We start from the raw sequence: 14,161 nt of genomic DNA on the forward strand, positions 1-14,161 counted from the left end.
GCGGGTCGTGACGTGGCGCACGGCCCTCGCGTTGGCACAGTTGACGGGTGCTCGCCGTCTTGTGCCCTGGACAGGGCTCCCAGTCCCCCGGAATGCTCGCCCCCTGGCTCGAGCTGCCCGGCGTCGCCGACCAGGTCTCCGCGTTCGGCGAGGCCGCGGGCCTCGACCTGCGCGCGCACGGGACGGAGTCGGACGCCGACACGATCCGTGACACGGCCGTCGCGCAGCCGCTCATCGTCGCGTCGTCGCTCGTCGCGCTCCGCGTGATCCTCGACGGGCGCGACACCGCCGACGTCGTCGACGTGACGGCCGGGCACTCGGTCGGCGAGCTCGCCGCCGCGGCCGTCGCGGGGGCGCTGACGGACACCGGCGCCGTCGGGCTCGTCGCGCACCGCGCCCGCGCCATGGCCGCGGCCGCCGCCGCGACGCCGACCGGCATGAGCGCCGTCGTCGGGGGCGATCCCGAGGAGGTCCTCGCCGCGATCGAGGCGGCCCACCTGTGGCCCGCGAACGTCAACGGCGGTGGGCAGGTCGTCGCCGCCGGGGCCCTCGACCACCTCGCCGCGCTCGCGGAGAACCCGCCGGCGAAGGCGCGCGTCATCCCGCTCCAGGTCGCGGGCGCCTTCCACACGCCCTTCATGCAGCCGGCGCTCGAGGAGTTCGAGCCGGTCGCCGCGTCGTGGGACGTCGCCGACCCACGCCTGCCGTTCCTCTCCAACGCGGACGGCGAGTCCTACGGGACCATCGACATCGAGGGCAGCACGTACGGCAAGGCCCGCGACGTGGTCCGCCGCCTCACCGCGCAGATCGCGGCGCCCGTGCGCTGGGACCTGTGCCAGGAGACCCTCGCGGAGCTCGGCGTCACCGCGCTGCTCGAGCTCGCGCCCGGAGGCGTCCTCACGGGTCTCGCCCGCCGCTCGCTCAAGGGCGTCGAGGCCGTGGCCGTGAAGTCGCCCGACGACGTCGAGGCCGCCCGCGACCTCGTCGCCCGGCACTCGGTGGCGGCAGGCGCGGCCCCGGGCGTCGACGCGTGAGCGGCGCGACCCTGCGCCAGGCCACCGGTCCGGCGCACTCGCGCATCCTCGCGATCGGCGGGGTGCGCGGCGAGAACGTCGTCACGAACGACGACATCGCCGGGCCGATCGACTCCTCCGACGAGTGGATCCGGCAGCGCACCGGGATCGTCACGCGTCGTCGTGCGGGCGCCGACGTCGACGTCCTCGACCTCTCCGAGGCCGCGGCGCGCGACGCGCTCGCCCGGGCGGGCCTCCAGGGCGCCGACGTCGACGCGGTGATCGTCTCCACGGTCACGTACTTCCACCAGACCCCCGCCGCCGCGGCGGTGCTCGCGGAGCGCCTCGGCGCGACGCCCGCCGCCGCGTTCGACGTCTCCGCCGCGTGCGCGGGCTACGCCTACGCCATCGCGCAGGCCGACGCCCTCGTGCGCGCCGGCATCGCGACGCACGTGCTCGTGGTCGGCGCGGAGAAGATGAGCGACTTCATCGACCCGACCGACCGCTCGATCTCGTTCCTCCTGGGCGACGGCGCCGGCGCCGCGATCGTCGGGCCGTCCGACGCCCCGGGCATCGGCCCGACGGTGTGGGGCTCCGACGGCGGCAAGGCGGAGGCGATCCGCCAGACGCACGCGTGGTCGGACCTGCGCGAGGACCCCTCGCTCGGGTGGCCCACGCTGCGCCAGGACGGTCAGAGCGTGTTCAAGTGGGCCGCGTTCCAGATGGCCCCCGTCGCCGCCAAGGCGATGGCCGAGGCCGGGGTCGCCCCGGCCGACATCGGCGCGTTCGTGCCGCACCAGGCGAACATGCGGATCATCGACCAGATGATCAAGCAGCTCGAGCTCCCCGCATCCGTCGCGGTCGCCCGGGACATCGCGGAGACCGGCAACACGTCGGCCGCCTCGATCCCCCTCGCGACCCGGCGCCTGCTCGACGAGGGGCAGGTCCGCTCCGGCGACCTCGCCCTCCAGATCGGGTTCGGCGCCGGGCTCGTCTACGCGGCGCAGGTGGTCGTGCTGCCGTAGGGGAGAATCACCCTGGACGGACGGCCGCCCTCCCCGCGGGGAGGACCCACGCCGTCGGCGGACCCGTCCGTCGCGCGCACCGTCTGACGAAGTACCGCCCGGCACACCCACCGGGCACCGCCACCGGGACCGGTCGCCGCCGGCCCCACGACAAGGAGAAACCATGGCCTACACCGAGCAGGAAGTCCTCGCCGGCCTCGCGGAGATCGTCGCCGAGGAGACGGGTCTGCCGACCGACGCCGTCGCGCTCGAGAAGTCCTTCACCGACGACCTCGACATCGACTCGCTGTCGATGATGACGATCGTCACCCACGCCGAGGACAAGTTCGGGGTCCGCATCCCGGACGACGAGGTCAAGAACCTCACGACGGTCGGCGACGCCGTGTCCTTCATCACGGGCGCCCAGGCCTGAGCACGCCCCGCCTGCCTCGCAGGCCTGCGGGCGGGCCGGCGTCACCCACGCCGGCCCGCCCGTCCTCCCGCCCCCGCCGCAACCCCCGAGGAGCACCATGTCTGCCGCTACTGAAGTCGTCGTCACCGGCCTCGGCGCCACCACGCCGCTCGGCGGCGACGTGCCCTCCACCTGGGCCGCGGCACTGGCCGGCGAGTCCGGCGCGCGCACGCTCGAGAACGACTGGGCGGAGCGCTACGAGATCCCGGTGACGTTCGCCGCGACGATCAAGGTCGACCCGGCCGAGGTCCTCGCGCGCCCCGAGATCAAGCGCATGGACCCCTCCACGCAGTACGCGATCATCGCCGCGCGCGAGGCGTGGGCGGACGCGGGCAGCCCCGAGGTCGACGGCGACCGGCTCGGCACGGTCGTGTCGTCCGGCATCGGCGGCATCTGGACCACGCTCGACGGCTGGGACACGCTGCGGGAGCGCGGCGCGCGCCGCATGCTGCCCATGACCGTGCCCATGCTCATGCCAAACTCCCCCACCGCGTACGTCTCGCTCGAGCTGGGTGCCCGGGCGGGCGCCCACGCACTCGTCTCCGCGTGCGCGTCCGGCGCCGAGGCGATCGGCTACGGCGTCGACATGATCCGCGCGGGCCGCGCGGACGTCGTCGTCGCCGGCGGCACCGAGGCCACGATCCACCCCATGCCGATGGCGGCCTTCGCCGCCTCGCGCACGCTCTCGCTGCGCAACGACGACCCCCAGGGCGCGTCGCGCCCGTACGACGTCGACCGCGACGGCTTCGTCATCGGCGAGGGCTCGGGCGTCGTCGTCCTCGAGAGCGCCGAGCACGCCGCGGCCCGCGGCGCCCGCGTCTACGCGCGGCTCGCCGGCGTCGGGCTGTCCTCCGACGCCTACCACATCACCTCTCCCGACCCGGAGGGCCGGGGCCAGGTCGCGGCGATGCGCCGTGCGCTCGAGGAGGCCGGTGTCACCGGGCGGGACGTCGTGCACGTCAACGCGCACGCGACCTCGACCAAGGTGGGCGACCTCACCGAGACCCGCTCCATCCGCTCGCTCCTGGGCGACGACGCCGACCACGTGCTGCTCTCGGCCACCAAGTCGATGACCGGACACCTCCTCGGCGGCGCCGGCGCGCTCGAGTCGATCTTCACGATCAAGGCCGTCGCGGAGCGCCTCGCCCCCCCGACGATCAACGTGACGAACCCCGACCCGGAGCTCCAGGTGCCGCTCGTGCGCGACACGCCCGCGCCGCTGCCGAGCGGCGACGTCGTCGCGATCAACAACTCGTTCGGCTTCGGGGGCCACAACGTCGCCCTCGCCGTGGCCAGCGTCTGACCGCACGCCACGACGACGCGAAGGGCGCCTCCCCGATCTCGGGGAGGCGCCCTTCGTGGTCCTCGCGGACGAGCGCGCGTGAGCCGTCTCGGCGGAGCGGCGTTGTTGAGGGTCAGCCGACGCGGTGCAGCCAGCGCACCGGAGCGCCCGCTCCGGCGTAGCGGAACGGCTCGAGCTCGTCGTCCCAGGCCTTGCCGAGCGCGAGGTGGAGGGCGTCGCGCATCGCCCAGGGCTCGCTCACCTGCTCGAGCGCGGCACGGATCCGGTCCTCGGGCACGACGATGTTCCCGTGCACGTCCGTCTGGGCGTAGAAGATGCCGAGGTCGGGCGTGTGGGACCAGCGACCGCCGTCGACCCCGTGGCTGGGCTCCTCGGTCACCTCGTACCGCAGGTGGGACCATCCGCGCAGCGCGGAGGCCAGCCTGGCGCCCGTCCCCTGCGGCCCCTGCCACGAGTACTCGGCCCGGTAGAGGCCGCGCGCGGCGGGCTGCTCGGTCCAGTCGAGCGACACGCGCACGCCGAGGACGTTGCCCGCGGCCCACTCCATGTGCGGGCACAGAGCACGCGGTGCTGAGTGCACGTAAAGAACACCGCGGGTGATGGCACCGGCCATGTCTGCCTCCCTAGGTCGAGGTTTCGTCTTCCCCAACGTCCTCACCCAGGGCGGGTCCACAGCGCTAGCACCGATGTCGCGGCGTGTCTCGTGCTCATCTTGCACGACATCCCGCGTGCGCGCGAGAGATCGGGCGGGCGTGCCCGGGACCGACCGGGCACACCCGTGTCAGAGGTGCTCGCGCAGCTCGCGCATCGCCTTCTTGCGCACGGAGCGGTCGAGCCGGTCCAGGTAGAGCATGCCGTCGAGGTGGTCGCACTCGTGCTGGAGGCACCGGGCCATGAGCTCGGTCCCCTCGACCACGACCTCGTTGCCGTCGAGGTCGGTGCCGACCACGCGCGCGTACCAGGCGCGGCGCGTCGGGTACCAGAGGTCGGGGACGGAGAGGCAGCCCTCGTCGCCGTCCTGGTAGTCGTCAGACAGCTCGACGATGCGCGGGTTGAGCACGTACCCGATCTCGTCGTCGATGTTCCACGAGAACGCCCGGAGGTTGACGCCGATCTGGTTGGCGGCGAGCCCCGCGCGCCCCTCGTGGTCGACCGTCTCGACGAGGTCGGCGACGAGAGAGCGCACCCGGTCGTCGATGGTGGTGATCTCGTCGCAGGGGGTGCGGAGCACGGGGTCCGGGATGGTCCGGATCTCTCTCATCGCCATGGTCACCATTCTTCCATGCGCACGACGGCGTCCGGCCGTCGTCCCCAGCCCCGCACCAGGGCGCGCGTCACATCCGCGCGTACCGCGCCCGCGCGAACGAGTAGAGCCCGTAGGCCGCGAAGCCCAGCCCGACGGCGACGAGGAGCGCGACCCCGAACGGCTGCGTCGCGAGCGTGGCGAACGCGCTGTCGAGACCGCCCGCCTGCTGCGGGTCGTGCTGGACGGCGGCCACGACGAACAGCACGCCCAGCACGCCGAGCGCGACGCCCTTGGCGATATACCCCACCCGCCCGAGCGTCACCACGGCGCGGCCCAGGTGCCCGCTGGTCCCGCCCTGGAGGTCCTCGAGGAACTTCTTCCGCCACCCCTTGACGACGTGGTAGACGCCGCCGGCGACGATGCCCACCCCGACCGCGCCGACCAGCAGCACGCCGCCGGGCTTCTCCATGAGGGTCGCGGTCATGCTCTCCTCCTGGCCGGAGCCGCCTGCGGACCCGGTCACGACCTGGAGGGCGATCACCCCGAGCGCCAGGTAGAGGACGGCCTTGCCCGCGGCCTTGAGCCGGTCGGACGTCTCGGCCGCGCCGCTCAGCGCGACGGTGACCTGCCACAGGGCGAGCGCCGCGAACGCCACGACGGCGAACCACAGCAGCGCGGTGCCGCCCGGCGTCTGCGCGATGGCCGTGAGCGCACCGGTCTGGTCGGCCTGCTCGCTCGAGGCCGAGCCCGTCGCCACCTGCACGGCGAGGACGCCGACGACGAGGTGGAGCAGGCCGCTCACCGCGTAGCCCCCGCGGGCCAGGAGCTCCAGGGTCTTGCTGCCGCGTGCGCCGCGTGATGCCGCCTTGCCGGTCGAGCTCAAGCTCGGTGCCACAGGACCTCCTCGGTCGTCGGGACGCCGCCCCCACCGCGCCGCCGGGTTCTCCGGCCCGCACACGGTGCCAGAACTGCGCACTCCGCGCACGCCGGACGGCGTTGCCAGGCGGCGTTGGTCACGATTCGGTAACGTGCCGCGGATGCCCCCGCAGAACCCTCGCCTCGCCGTGCTCGACGGACTCCGGTTCGTGGCAGCAGCTGCGGTGCTCGTCTACCACTTCGTCGCCGTCAACCACCACGCGTGGGGCGCGCGCACGAGCGCCTCGCTCCCCGACGCCCAGGCGGTCACCGCCTACGGGTCCTTCGGGGTCCAGCTCTTCTTCGTCGTCAGCGGCTTCGTCATCCTCATGACGGCGTGGGGCCGCGACGTGCGCGGCTTCGTCGCGTCGCGCGCCGGGCGGCTCTTCCCCGCGTACTGGGCCTCGGTGCTGCTCACGGTGGTCCTGCTGGTGCTCGTCGTCCCCGGCCGGCGCGACGTCGACCTGCCACAGGCGGCGGCCAACCTCACCATGGTCCAGCGCGCGTTCGGGATCCCCGACCTCGAGGCCGTCTACTGGACGCTCTGGTCCGAGCTGCGGTTCTACGTCCTCGTCGGCGTGCTCGTCGCCGTCGGCCTCACCCGGGCGCGGGTCCTCGCGTTCGTCGTGCTGTGGCCCGTCGCCGGCGCGATCACGACCCAGACCGGCTCCGAGCTGGCCGCGACGGTGCTCGTCGCCCCCGACGCCCCGCTCTTCGCGGGCGGCATGGTGCTCTACCTGCTGACCCGCGAGCGCCGCTCCCCCGCCCTCTGGCTCGCGCTCGCGCTGAACGTGCTCCTCGGGGCGGCGCTCTCCGGGCAGATCCAGTCCGGCCGCATCGAGAACAGCACCGATGTCGTCGTCTCCCCCACCGCGTGGTGGGTCGCGATCGTCGTGTGCTTCGCGCTCGTCGCCGTCGCGACCCTCACCCCGCTCGCTCGCGTCTCCGAGGGCTGGCTCACCGCGCTCGGCGCCCTCACGTACCCGCTCTACCTCGTGCACTCGTCCTGGGGGCGATGGGTCATCGAGTCCGTGCACCCGTACCTCTCGCGCGCCGCGACCCTCGCGGTGGCAGTCGCGGTGTGCCTCGCCCTCGCCTGGGTGATCCACCGCGCCGTCGAACGGCCGCTCGGGCCCCGGCTGCGCCACGCCCTCGACCGCGACCTGCGACGCGACCTCGACCGCCCGACCCGGGCCGCCGCGTCCCGGGGCGCTCAGGACGAGGCGCTCGCCGCGAGGTAGTCGCGCAGCACCACCGCCTGGTTGTGCTGCTCGTCCCTCGCCCCGTACACCAGCGTCACCACGGGGTGCTGCCCGACGACGTCCCGCAGCTCCGCGACCACGTCGCCGCGGGCGTCGAGCTCGGCGCGGTACCGCTCGGCGAACTCGTCGAACAACCGCTCCTCGTGGTGGAACCAGCGCCGCAGGTCCGTCGACGGCGCCACGTCCCGGAGCCACAGGTCGACGTGCGCCGCCTCCTTGCTCACGCCGCGCGGCCACAGGCGGTCGACGAGCACGCGGAACCCGTCCTGTTCCTCGGCCGGCTCGTACACGCGCTTGGTCCGCACCGTCATGAGGCCATGACACCGCGCGGACGCTCGCGCCGCACGCGCGACGCGGAAGGGTGCCCCGTGCAGGACTTGAACCCGCGACCGAGAGATTATGAGTCTCCTGCTCTGACCAGCTGAGCTAACGGGGCGCGCGGGCGAGCATACCGCCCGTGCGGCAGGCGGTCGGAGAGCCGCTACGGTGGGGACGTGTCCTGGTTCCGCCGTCCCGCGCTGCCCGACCCTGTCCGTCGTGCGCTCGACCTCCCGGCCACCGATCGTGTCCTCGCGTCGGCGGAGCTCGCCGACGGGTCGTGGGCCGTCGCGACGCGGGCCGGGCTCCTCACGAGCGACGCCAGCGGGACGACCGTCGTCCGGCACCTCTGGTCGGACGTCGACCGGGCGGGGTACGACCCGGAGAGCGCGACGATCACCGTCTCGTGGGTCGACGGCGCTCCTCCCCTGGCCCTGCGCCTCGCCGACCCGCGCCGTACGTCGCTCGCGCAGACGCTGCGCGAGCGCGTGCAGTCGTCGGTCGTGCTCTCGGAGACCGTGACGTTCGCCGCAGGGCTCACCGCGCGCGTCGCCGTGCGGCGGGACGCAGACGGCGAGCTCTTCTCGCAGGTCGTCGCCGACCCCGGGCTGGACCTGACGGACCCGGAGGTCGAGGCACGGGTCGACGCGGCCGAGGGTCGGGTCCGGTCGGCGTCCGGACTACCCCTCTGAGCCTGCTAGAGTTTTCCCCGGTCGCTGCGGTGCAAACCCCGACGGCCATGGTCGATCCCGCGTAGCTCAGCTGGCAGAGCATCCGACTGTTAATCGGACGGTCGTAGGTTCAAGTCCTACCGCGGGAGCCATCGCCCCCATCCGGATCCCCGGGTGGGGGTTCTCCTTTTCCTCGAGCGACCCAGACACACTCACCGCACCCGTCCGCACGCTCGTGTCCGTGTCTCCGGAGGTCGGGTCGCTGTCCGGTCGGCGGACCGGGGGCGGCGAACCTTCGCGGTGGTGGCCGGTTGAGGATCGTTACGCTCACGTCCATGCATCTGCCGTCAGCGCTCGACTCGCTCCGCGCCGGGCTCAAGTCCAAGGCCGTGGAAGCGCGTGGTGCCGCGAGGAGCCGCTGGCGGCGCCTGCAAGGGCGCCACGGTGCGTTCGCGCACGGAGAGGTCAGTGCGCGGGCGACGCGCCTCACCGAGCTCTGGGAGCGCAGGTGGCCCGGTGTCGAGCCGCTCGCGCACGTGCTGCGAGTCGAGCACCCCGACAGGTGGGTCCGGTTCCACAGTCTCCCCGAGTCGAAGCGATGCGCCGAGAACGCGACCGACGACGAGGAGATCGTGCGGCGGCACCGCACGATCCTGCACGAGCTGCTCGGCTCTGCCGACTCCCGCGCCTTCCACGGCGTGTACGTCGTCGGTGTCGACTGGGACTGGCGGGACCTGGCTGCGGGCTGGACGAAGCGCCGTCTGCCCGGAGCGTGGCCCTGGCGGAGCAGCACCCCGGACGGCGACGACGCCCCTCAGTACTTCTGGGCGGTGTCGGATCGGTCCCCGCAGGAGATCGACGCGCTCCTGCTCGGGGCAGCGGACGACCAGTGCCACATCGTCATCGGCGCGCACGACCTCTCGTGGCTCTACTGCCCGTACGACGGGGGCGCCGACGTCCTGCTCCCGACCGAGGCCGAACGCGACACCCTGCGGGAGCGCCATACCGACTGGCTCTCGCCGCACCCGGGCGGGCTCTGAGCCGCACCCGGCATCGGCTGCGCCGCGGCCCTCGCCGGTCGAGCGGTGGGGGTCAGGCGATCTCGCCCTCGCGCAGCGTGCGGCGCTCGGCCTCGACGGCGAGGAGCGCGGCGAACGCCTCCTGGTACGCGGCGAGGTCGACCGACGGGTCGAGCCGCTGGAGCCGGCTCTTCGCGTCGGCGACGCGGCGCGTGAGGCCCAGATCGACGAGGCCGCGCACGACGCCCGCGACGTAGCCGCCGACGACGTTCTCCCGGTCCTCGGGCAGGGGCGCGACGGCGAGCTCGGTCACGAGGCCGCGCACGGGCTCGGCGGCCTGCTCGACGACCGCCTCGACCCAGTGCCCGGCGCCGAGCGACCTGCCCTCGCGCACGCCGCCCGCGGCGCGGATCGCGGCGTGCACGGCACGCCAGGCCGGGACGGCGAACGCGTCCTCGCCGAGGTCGTCGAACATCGGCGGCACGTGCTGGGGGTACTGGAGGACGGCGGCGAGCGCGAGACGCTCCCGGCGCGCGACGGGGTCGCGCGGGTCGGGCGGGGGCAGCGCGGGGACCTCGGGCTCGGGCGCCCGGACCTCGGCACCGGGGCGGGCGTCGTCGGGCCGGGCGGTCCGCACGGGCCCGGGCGCGCTGCCGCGCTTGGCGGCCGCGGCGACCTCGCGCCGGACGCGCTCCGCGTCGGTGCCGATCCAGCCGGCGAGCATGCGCGCGTACTCGGGCCGCAGCGCGGTGTCGCGGATGCCGGCGACGACGGGAGCGGCCGCGCGCAGGGCGCCGACGCGCCCCTCGGCCGTGTCGAGGTCGAACGAGGCGAGCGTCGTGCGGATGACGAACTCGAAGAGCGGCTGGCGGCCGTCGACGAGCGCGCGCACCGCGTCCGGCCCGCGCGCCATGCGCAGCTCGCAGGGGTCCATGCCGCTCGGCTCGACCGCCACGAACGTCTGGGCGTAGAAGCGCTGGTCCTCGCCGAACGCCCGCACGGCGGCCTTCTGGCCCGCGGCGTCGCCGTCGAACGTGAAGACGACCTCTCCCCCGACGGACGCGCCCGACGCGAGCTGCATGCCGCCGCCCGCGGTCGTGTCGCCGAGGAGGCGCCGCACGATGCGCGCGTGGTCCGAGCCGAACGCGGTGCCGCACGTCGCGACGGCGGTCGTCACGCCGGACAGGTGCGCGGCCATGACGTCCGTGTACCCCTCGACGACGACGACGCGCTTCTGCTTCGCGATCTCGCGCTTGGCGAGGTCGATGCCGTAGAGCACGTGCGACTTCTTGTAGAGCGTGGTCTCGGGCGTGTTGAGGTACTTGGGGCCCTGGTCCTCGTCGTAGAGGCGGCGCGCGCCGAACCCGATGATCTCGCCCGTCACGTCGCGGATCGGCCACATGAGCCGGCCGCGGAACCGGTCGTAGATGCCGCGCTGCCCCTGGCTCATGAGGCCGGAGGCGACCAGCTCCGCCTGCGTGAAGCCGCGGCCCTGGAGGTGGCGCTGGAGGTTGTCCCAGCCGGTCGGCGCGTACCCGACGCCGAAGTGCTCGGCGTCGGCCCGCTCGAAGCTGCGCTCGGCGAGGAACGCGCGCGCGGCCTGGGCGCCCGGGGCGAAGAGCTGCTCGGAGAAGTACTGGGCGGCGACACGGTGCGCCTCGAGCAGCCGCTGGCGACGGCCGGGCTCCTCGCGGGGGCGCTGCGGGCCGCCGGAGTCCTCATAGCGGAGCTGGATGCCGATGCGGTCCGCGAGGTACTCGACGGCCTCGACGAAGGTCAGGCCGTCGATCTTCTGCACGAACGAGATGACGTCGCCGCCCTCGCCGCAGCCGAAGCAGTGCCAGCGCCCGACGCCGGGGCGCACGTGGAACGACGGCGAGCGCTCGTCGTGGAACGGGCACAGGCCCTTGAGCGAGCCGACGCCTGCGGTCTTGAGCGTGACGTGCGCGGAGACGATCTCGTCGATCCGCGCGCGGTCGCGGACGGCTTCCACGTCCTCGCGTCGAATCAGGCCTGCCACGAGGCGAGTCTATGCGCCCCGGGCCGGCCCGGCGGGTGCCCCGGCGGCGGCGTCCGTCACCCCGGCGCCGGTCCCCGCCGCCGCCCCCACGAGGGCCGCGCGCGACGCCGCGCAGCGGCGCGCGTACGCGCCCGGGGTGACGCCCGCCGCGCGCGCGAAGTCCGCCCCGAGGTGGGCCTGGTCGTAGTACCCGACGGCGGTCGCGAGCGCCGCGAGGTCCTGGCCCGGGTCCGCCGCCAGGAGGTCCGCGGCGAGGTGCACGCGGTGCCGCTGGAGCACCCACTTGGGGCTCACGCCGACGGACGCGGCGAACAGCCGCTGGAGCGAGCGCGCGGACGTGCCGACCACGTCCGCGAGGTCTCCCACGCCCGCCCCCGGCCCGAGCTCGCCGCCGACGAGCGCGGCGAACGCCCGCGCGACCCGGTCGAGGTCGCGCGTCGCGCGGGGTGTGCGGACCCGCTGGGCCCGGGCACGCAGCAGGGGCTCGACCGTCCGCGCGGCCTCCTCGTCGCGGCCCGCGACCGCGAGGGCGAGCGCGGCGGCGCCGGTGCGCTCCGCCGTCGGGCCGAGCAGCGCCGCGGCCGGGACCTGCACGCCCGGACGCACGGCGTCCGGGTGTCCGAGCAGCACCCGGAAGGCGCCCGGCCGGAGCTTGGTGCCGACGACGGCGCCCGACCCGGTCAGGGTGCGCTCGAACAGGCCGGGCGGGATCCCGTGCGCGACGTACCCCGACTCCTCGGCCACGACGTTCGCCACCGGGTGGGGGACGAGGACCTGGGTGAACTCCGTGCCGGGCGGCAGGTCCCACCGCACGACCCAGTGCCGCTCCACGAGGTCCGCCAGGTCGGGGGCGGGCTCGACGCGCACGAGCTCGAAGCCGCGGCGCGCGGCAGCCGGATCGACGAGGCCGCGGACGGACGTCGTCGGGCGCCGACGCCCGACGGGGGCGGCACCGCTACCGGCGGGTTCGAACACCTGTCGCATTCCTCCAAGACTGGCACGGCCCGCCGACACGAGCATGAGGGGACGGCCCGCCCCGGGTGGGCGAGGAACCACGAGGAGGAGGACACCATGGAGATGTCGGCACTGCACCCCAACGTCACGGTGAGCGGCGCGCGCGAGGCCATCGCGTTCTACGAGGCCGCGCTCGGCGCCGAGGTAGTCGACACGATCGCGGCGGGCGACGCCGTCATCCACTCCGACCTGCGGCTCGTCTCCCCGGCGGGGACCAGCACGTTCACCGTCGCGGAGGCGTTCCCGCCGGACTCGGTCGCGCCGGAGCCCGGCGCCCCGACGCACGCGTCGTTCACCGTCCCGGTCGAGGACGCCGACGCCGCGTACGCGCGGGCGCTCGCGGCCGGCGCGTCGAGCCTCGCGGAGCCGTCGGACTGGTTCGAGGGGTTCCGCCAGGCGGCGGTGCGCGACCCGTTCGGGCACCGCTGGTACTTCGCGACCGTCGCGGAGTCGGTGACGGCCGAGGACGTGCAGCGCGCGAGCGACGCGTGGGTCGCCGAGCGCGGCTGACCCGGCCCGTGCGCCCGTCGGTCAGGCGGGCGGGCGCACGAGCCGCGCGTGGAGCTGCATCGCGGAGACGTCGGTGAGCGACGCGACCTGGTCGATCACCACGCGCAGGCGGGCGGCGTCGTCGGGCGCCGCCTCCCAGTCCGCCGCGAACGACGGCTCGAGCGCGACGGGCGCGCGGTCGCCCAGGACGTGCACCAGGTCGGCGATCACCTCGCGCTGGCGCTGGTAGAGCGGCTCCTGCTCGCGCGGCGCCATGACGTACGCGACCGCGACGCCCTTGAGCACGAGGATCTCGGCGACCGTCTCGTCCGGCACGACGAGCCGCGCCGCGTACCGCGTGAGCGGGCCGTCCCCGAACAGCGCGCGCGTCGCGTCCTGGGCCGCACCGGTGAACCGGCCGATGAGCTGGCTCGTGGCGTCCTTGAGCGCGGCGAGCGCGCGGCGCGACCCGTCGAACCCGGTGACCAGGTGCCCGGTGCCCTGGAGCCGGGTGATCGCGGCGTCGAGCGCCGCCTCGTCGTACGCGGTGCCGTACCAGGAGTGGACGGCGCGCACGACGCGCGCGCGCTCGTCGGGGTCGTCGAGCACGGCGAGCTCGATGCGCCCGCCGACGACGGCGTCCTCGACGTCGTGCACCGAGTACGACACGTCGTCCGCGAGGTCCATGACCTGCGCCTCGAGGCACTTCACCTGCGCGGGCGCCCCGGCGCGCAGCCAGTCGAACACCGGGCGGTCGTCCTCGTAGACGCCGAACTTGTGGGTGGGCCGACCGTCCGCGCGCAGCGGCGCCTCACCCGCGCCCCACGGGTACTTCACGCTCGCGTCGAGGCTGGCGCGCGTGAGGTTGAGCCCGTACGACCGGCCGTCCTCCACGACCTTGGGCTCGAGCCGCGTGAGGAGGCGCAGCGTCTGCGCGTTGCCCTCGAACCCGCCGACGTCGACCGCGAGGTCCACGAGCGCCCGCTCGCCGTTGTGCCCGAACGGCGGGTGCCCGAGGTCGTGCGCGAGGCACGCGGTGTCGACGATGTCCGGGTCGCAGCCGAGCGCCTTGCCGATCTCGCGGCCCACCTGCGCGACCTCGAGCGTGTGCGTGAGCCGGGTGCGGACGAAGTCGTCGCTGCCCGGCCCGAGCACCTGCGTCTTGGCGCCGAGGCGGCGCAGGGCGGACGAGTGCACGATGCGCGCGCGGTCACGCTCGAACGGCGTGCGGGCCCGGGACTTCGCGGACTCGACGAACCACCGCTCGGTGTCGGCGTCGGAGTACGACGCCGTGCCCTCCTCGCCGCGCGCCGGGCGCGGGCCGGTCCCCACGACCGCGGGGTCGAACGCCTGCTGCTCGAACGTCTGCACGGGCCCCAGCGTAACGACGCCGGTCGGCACCCGGCGGACGGCGG

15 protein-coding genes and 2 tRNA genes are annotated in these 14,161 nt (G+C 74.6%); 9 read left to right on the forward strand and 8 right to left on the reverse strand.

The genetic code is table 11. The features are described 5' to 3' along the window. The first annotated feature begins 47 nt into the window (after positions 1-47). From GWJ10_RS08885 to GWJ10_RS08900, 4 genes are all read left to right on the forward strand, one after another. Positions 48-1,034, forward strand: coding sequence for an ACP S-malonyltransferase (locus GWJ10_RS08885; protein WP_108048410.1), 987 nt, complete (start codon positions 48-50; stop codon positions 1,032-1,034). Then, positions 1,031-2,038, forward strand: a complete 1,008-nt coding sequence (locus GWJ10_RS08890) for a beta-ketoacyl-ACP synthase III (protein ID WP_163186943.1) — start codon at positions 1,031-1,033, stop codon at positions 2,036-2,038. The genes GWJ10_RS08885 and GWJ10_RS08890 overlap by 4 nt, the downstream gene beginning before the upstream one ends. A 163-nt stretch (positions 2,039-2,201) precedes the next feature. Next, positions 2,202-2,450: an acyl carrier protein gene (locus GWJ10_RS08895; RefSeq protein ID WP_021482065.1), complete on the forward strand. Its 249-nt coding sequence runs from the start codon at positions 2,202-2,204 to the stop codon at positions 2,448-2,450. A gap of 97 nt (positions 2,451-2,547) precedes the next feature. Beyond that, a complete protein-coding gene (locus GWJ10_RS08900; RefSeq protein WP_061268620.1) occupies positions 2,548-3,792 on the forward strand; it encodes a beta-ketoacyl-[acyl-carrier-protein] synthase family protein in 1,245 nt (414 codons plus the stop codon). 112 nt (positions 3,793-3,904) lie between these two features. On the opposite strand, the gene GWJ10_RS08905 is transcribed toward GWJ10_RS08900, so the two are convergent. The 3 genes from GWJ10_RS08905 to GWJ10_RS08915 form a co-directional block, all read right to left on the reverse strand. After that, entirely contained in the window at positions 3,905-4,405 is a 501-nt protein-coding gene (locus GWJ10_RS08905; RefSeq protein WP_021481145.1) for a DUF3145 domain-containing protein, read from the reverse strand. A gap of 168 nt (positions 4,406-4,573) precedes the next feature. Beyond that, positions 4,574-5,059 carry a peptide deformylase gene (gene def, locus GWJ10_RS08910; RefSeq protein WP_021481144.1) on the reverse strand — a complete coding sequence of 162 codons (486 nt, stop codon included), beginning with the start codon at positions 5,057-5,059 and terminating at the stop codon, positions 4,574-4,576. A gap of 67 nt (positions 5,060-5,126) precedes the next feature. Further along, positions 5,127-5,933 carry a DUF1206 domain-containing protein gene (locus tag GWJ10_RS08915; RefSeq protein ID WP_241005728.1) on the reverse strand — a complete coding sequence of 269 codons (807 nt, stop codon included), beginning with the start codon at positions 5,931-5,933 and terminating at the stop codon, positions 5,127-5,129. A gap of 142 nt (positions 5,934-6,075) precedes the next feature. Here GWJ10_RS08915 and GWJ10_RS08920 point away from each other — a divergent pair, with 142 nt between their 5' ends. Next, positions 6,076-7,194 (forward strand): acyltransferase, encoded by a 1,119-nt coding sequence (locus tag GWJ10_RS08920; RefSeq protein WP_163186945.1) that lies wholly within the window; start codon positions 6,076-6,078, stop codon positions 7,192-7,194. On the opposite strand, the gene GWJ10_RS08925 is transcribed toward GWJ10_RS08920, so the two are convergent. Together GWJ10_RS08925 and GWJ10_RS08930 are read right to left on the reverse strand one after the other, a co-directional pair. After that, the gene (locus tag GWJ10_RS08925) at positions 7,167-7,526 is read right to left on the reverse strand and encodes a DUF488 domain-containing protein (protein WP_206158384.1); all 360 of its coding nucleotides are present in this window, start codon (positions 7,524-7,526) and stop codon (positions 7,167-7,169) included. The two genes, GWJ10_RS08920 and GWJ10_RS08925, sit on opposite strands and share 28 nt — an antisense overlap. A 51-nt stretch (positions 7,527-7,577) precedes the next feature. After that, a tRNA-Ile gene (locus GWJ10_RS08930) sits at positions 7,578-7,651 on the reverse strand. 58 nt (positions 7,652-7,709) lie between these two features. On the opposite strand from GWJ10_RS08930, the gene GWJ10_RS08935 reads away from it, so the two are divergent. The 3 genes from GWJ10_RS08935 to GWJ10_RS08945 all read left to right on the forward strand — a co-directional run bounded on the left by GWJ10_RS08935 (position 7,710) and on the right by GWJ10_RS08945 (position 9,244). Continuing rightward, positions 7,710-8,225: a hypothetical protein gene (locus GWJ10_RS08935; RefSeq protein ID WP_076405514.1), complete on the forward strand. Its 516-nt coding sequence runs from the start codon at positions 7,710-7,712 to the stop codon at positions 8,223-8,225. Positions 8,226-8,280: 55 nt separating this feature from the next. After that, positions 8,281-8,356, forward strand: a tRNA-Asn gene (locus GWJ10_RS08940). Between the two features lie 183 nt (positions 8,357-8,539). Continuing rightward, positions 8,540-9,244 (forward strand): hypothetical protein, encoded by a 705-nt coding sequence (locus GWJ10_RS08945; RefSeq protein WP_163186947.1) that lies wholly within the window; start codon positions 8,540-8,542, stop codon positions 9,242-9,244. A gap of 52 nt (positions 9,245-9,296) precedes the next feature. On the opposite strand, the gene dnaG is transcribed toward GWJ10_RS08945, so the two are convergent. Both dnaG and GWJ10_RS08955 read right to left on the reverse strand, forming a co-directional pair. Continuing rightward, positions 9,297-11,243 (reverse strand): DNA primase, encoded by a 1,947-nt coding sequence (gene dnaG, locus GWJ10_RS08950; RefSeq protein ID WP_163186949.1) that lies wholly within the window; start codon positions 11,241-11,243, stop codon positions 9,297-9,299. Between the two features lie 9 nt (positions 11,244-11,252). After that, entirely contained in the window at positions 11,253-12,218 is a 966-nt protein-coding gene (locus GWJ10_RS08955) for a helix-turn-helix domain-containing protein (protein WP_163186951.1), read from the reverse strand. Positions 12,219-12,314: 96 nt separating this feature from the next. Here GWJ10_RS08955 and GWJ10_RS08960 point away from each other — a divergent pair, with 96 nt between their 5' ends. Continuing rightward, positions 12,315-12,767: a VOC family protein gene (locus GWJ10_RS08960; protein ID WP_163186953.1), complete on the forward strand. Its 453-nt coding sequence runs from the start codon at positions 12,315-12,317 to the stop codon at positions 12,765-12,767. 21 nt (positions 12,768-12,788) lie between these two features. Here the strand turns inward: GWJ10_RS08960 and GWJ10_RS08965 are convergent, their stop codons facing one another. Next, a complete protein-coding gene (locus GWJ10_RS08965; protein WP_241005746.1) occupies positions 12,789-14,078 on the reverse strand; it encodes a deoxyguanosinetriphosphate triphosphohydrolase in 1,290 nt (429 codons plus the stop codon). Between the last annotated feature and the right edge of the window lie 83 nt (positions 14,079-14,161).

The organism is Cellulosimicrobium sp. SL-1, assembly GCF_011033075.1.
Taxonomy (GTDB): domain Bacteria; phylum Actinomycetota; class Actinomycetes; order Actinomycetales; family Cellulomonadaceae; genus Cellulosimicrobium; species Cellulosimicrobium funkei.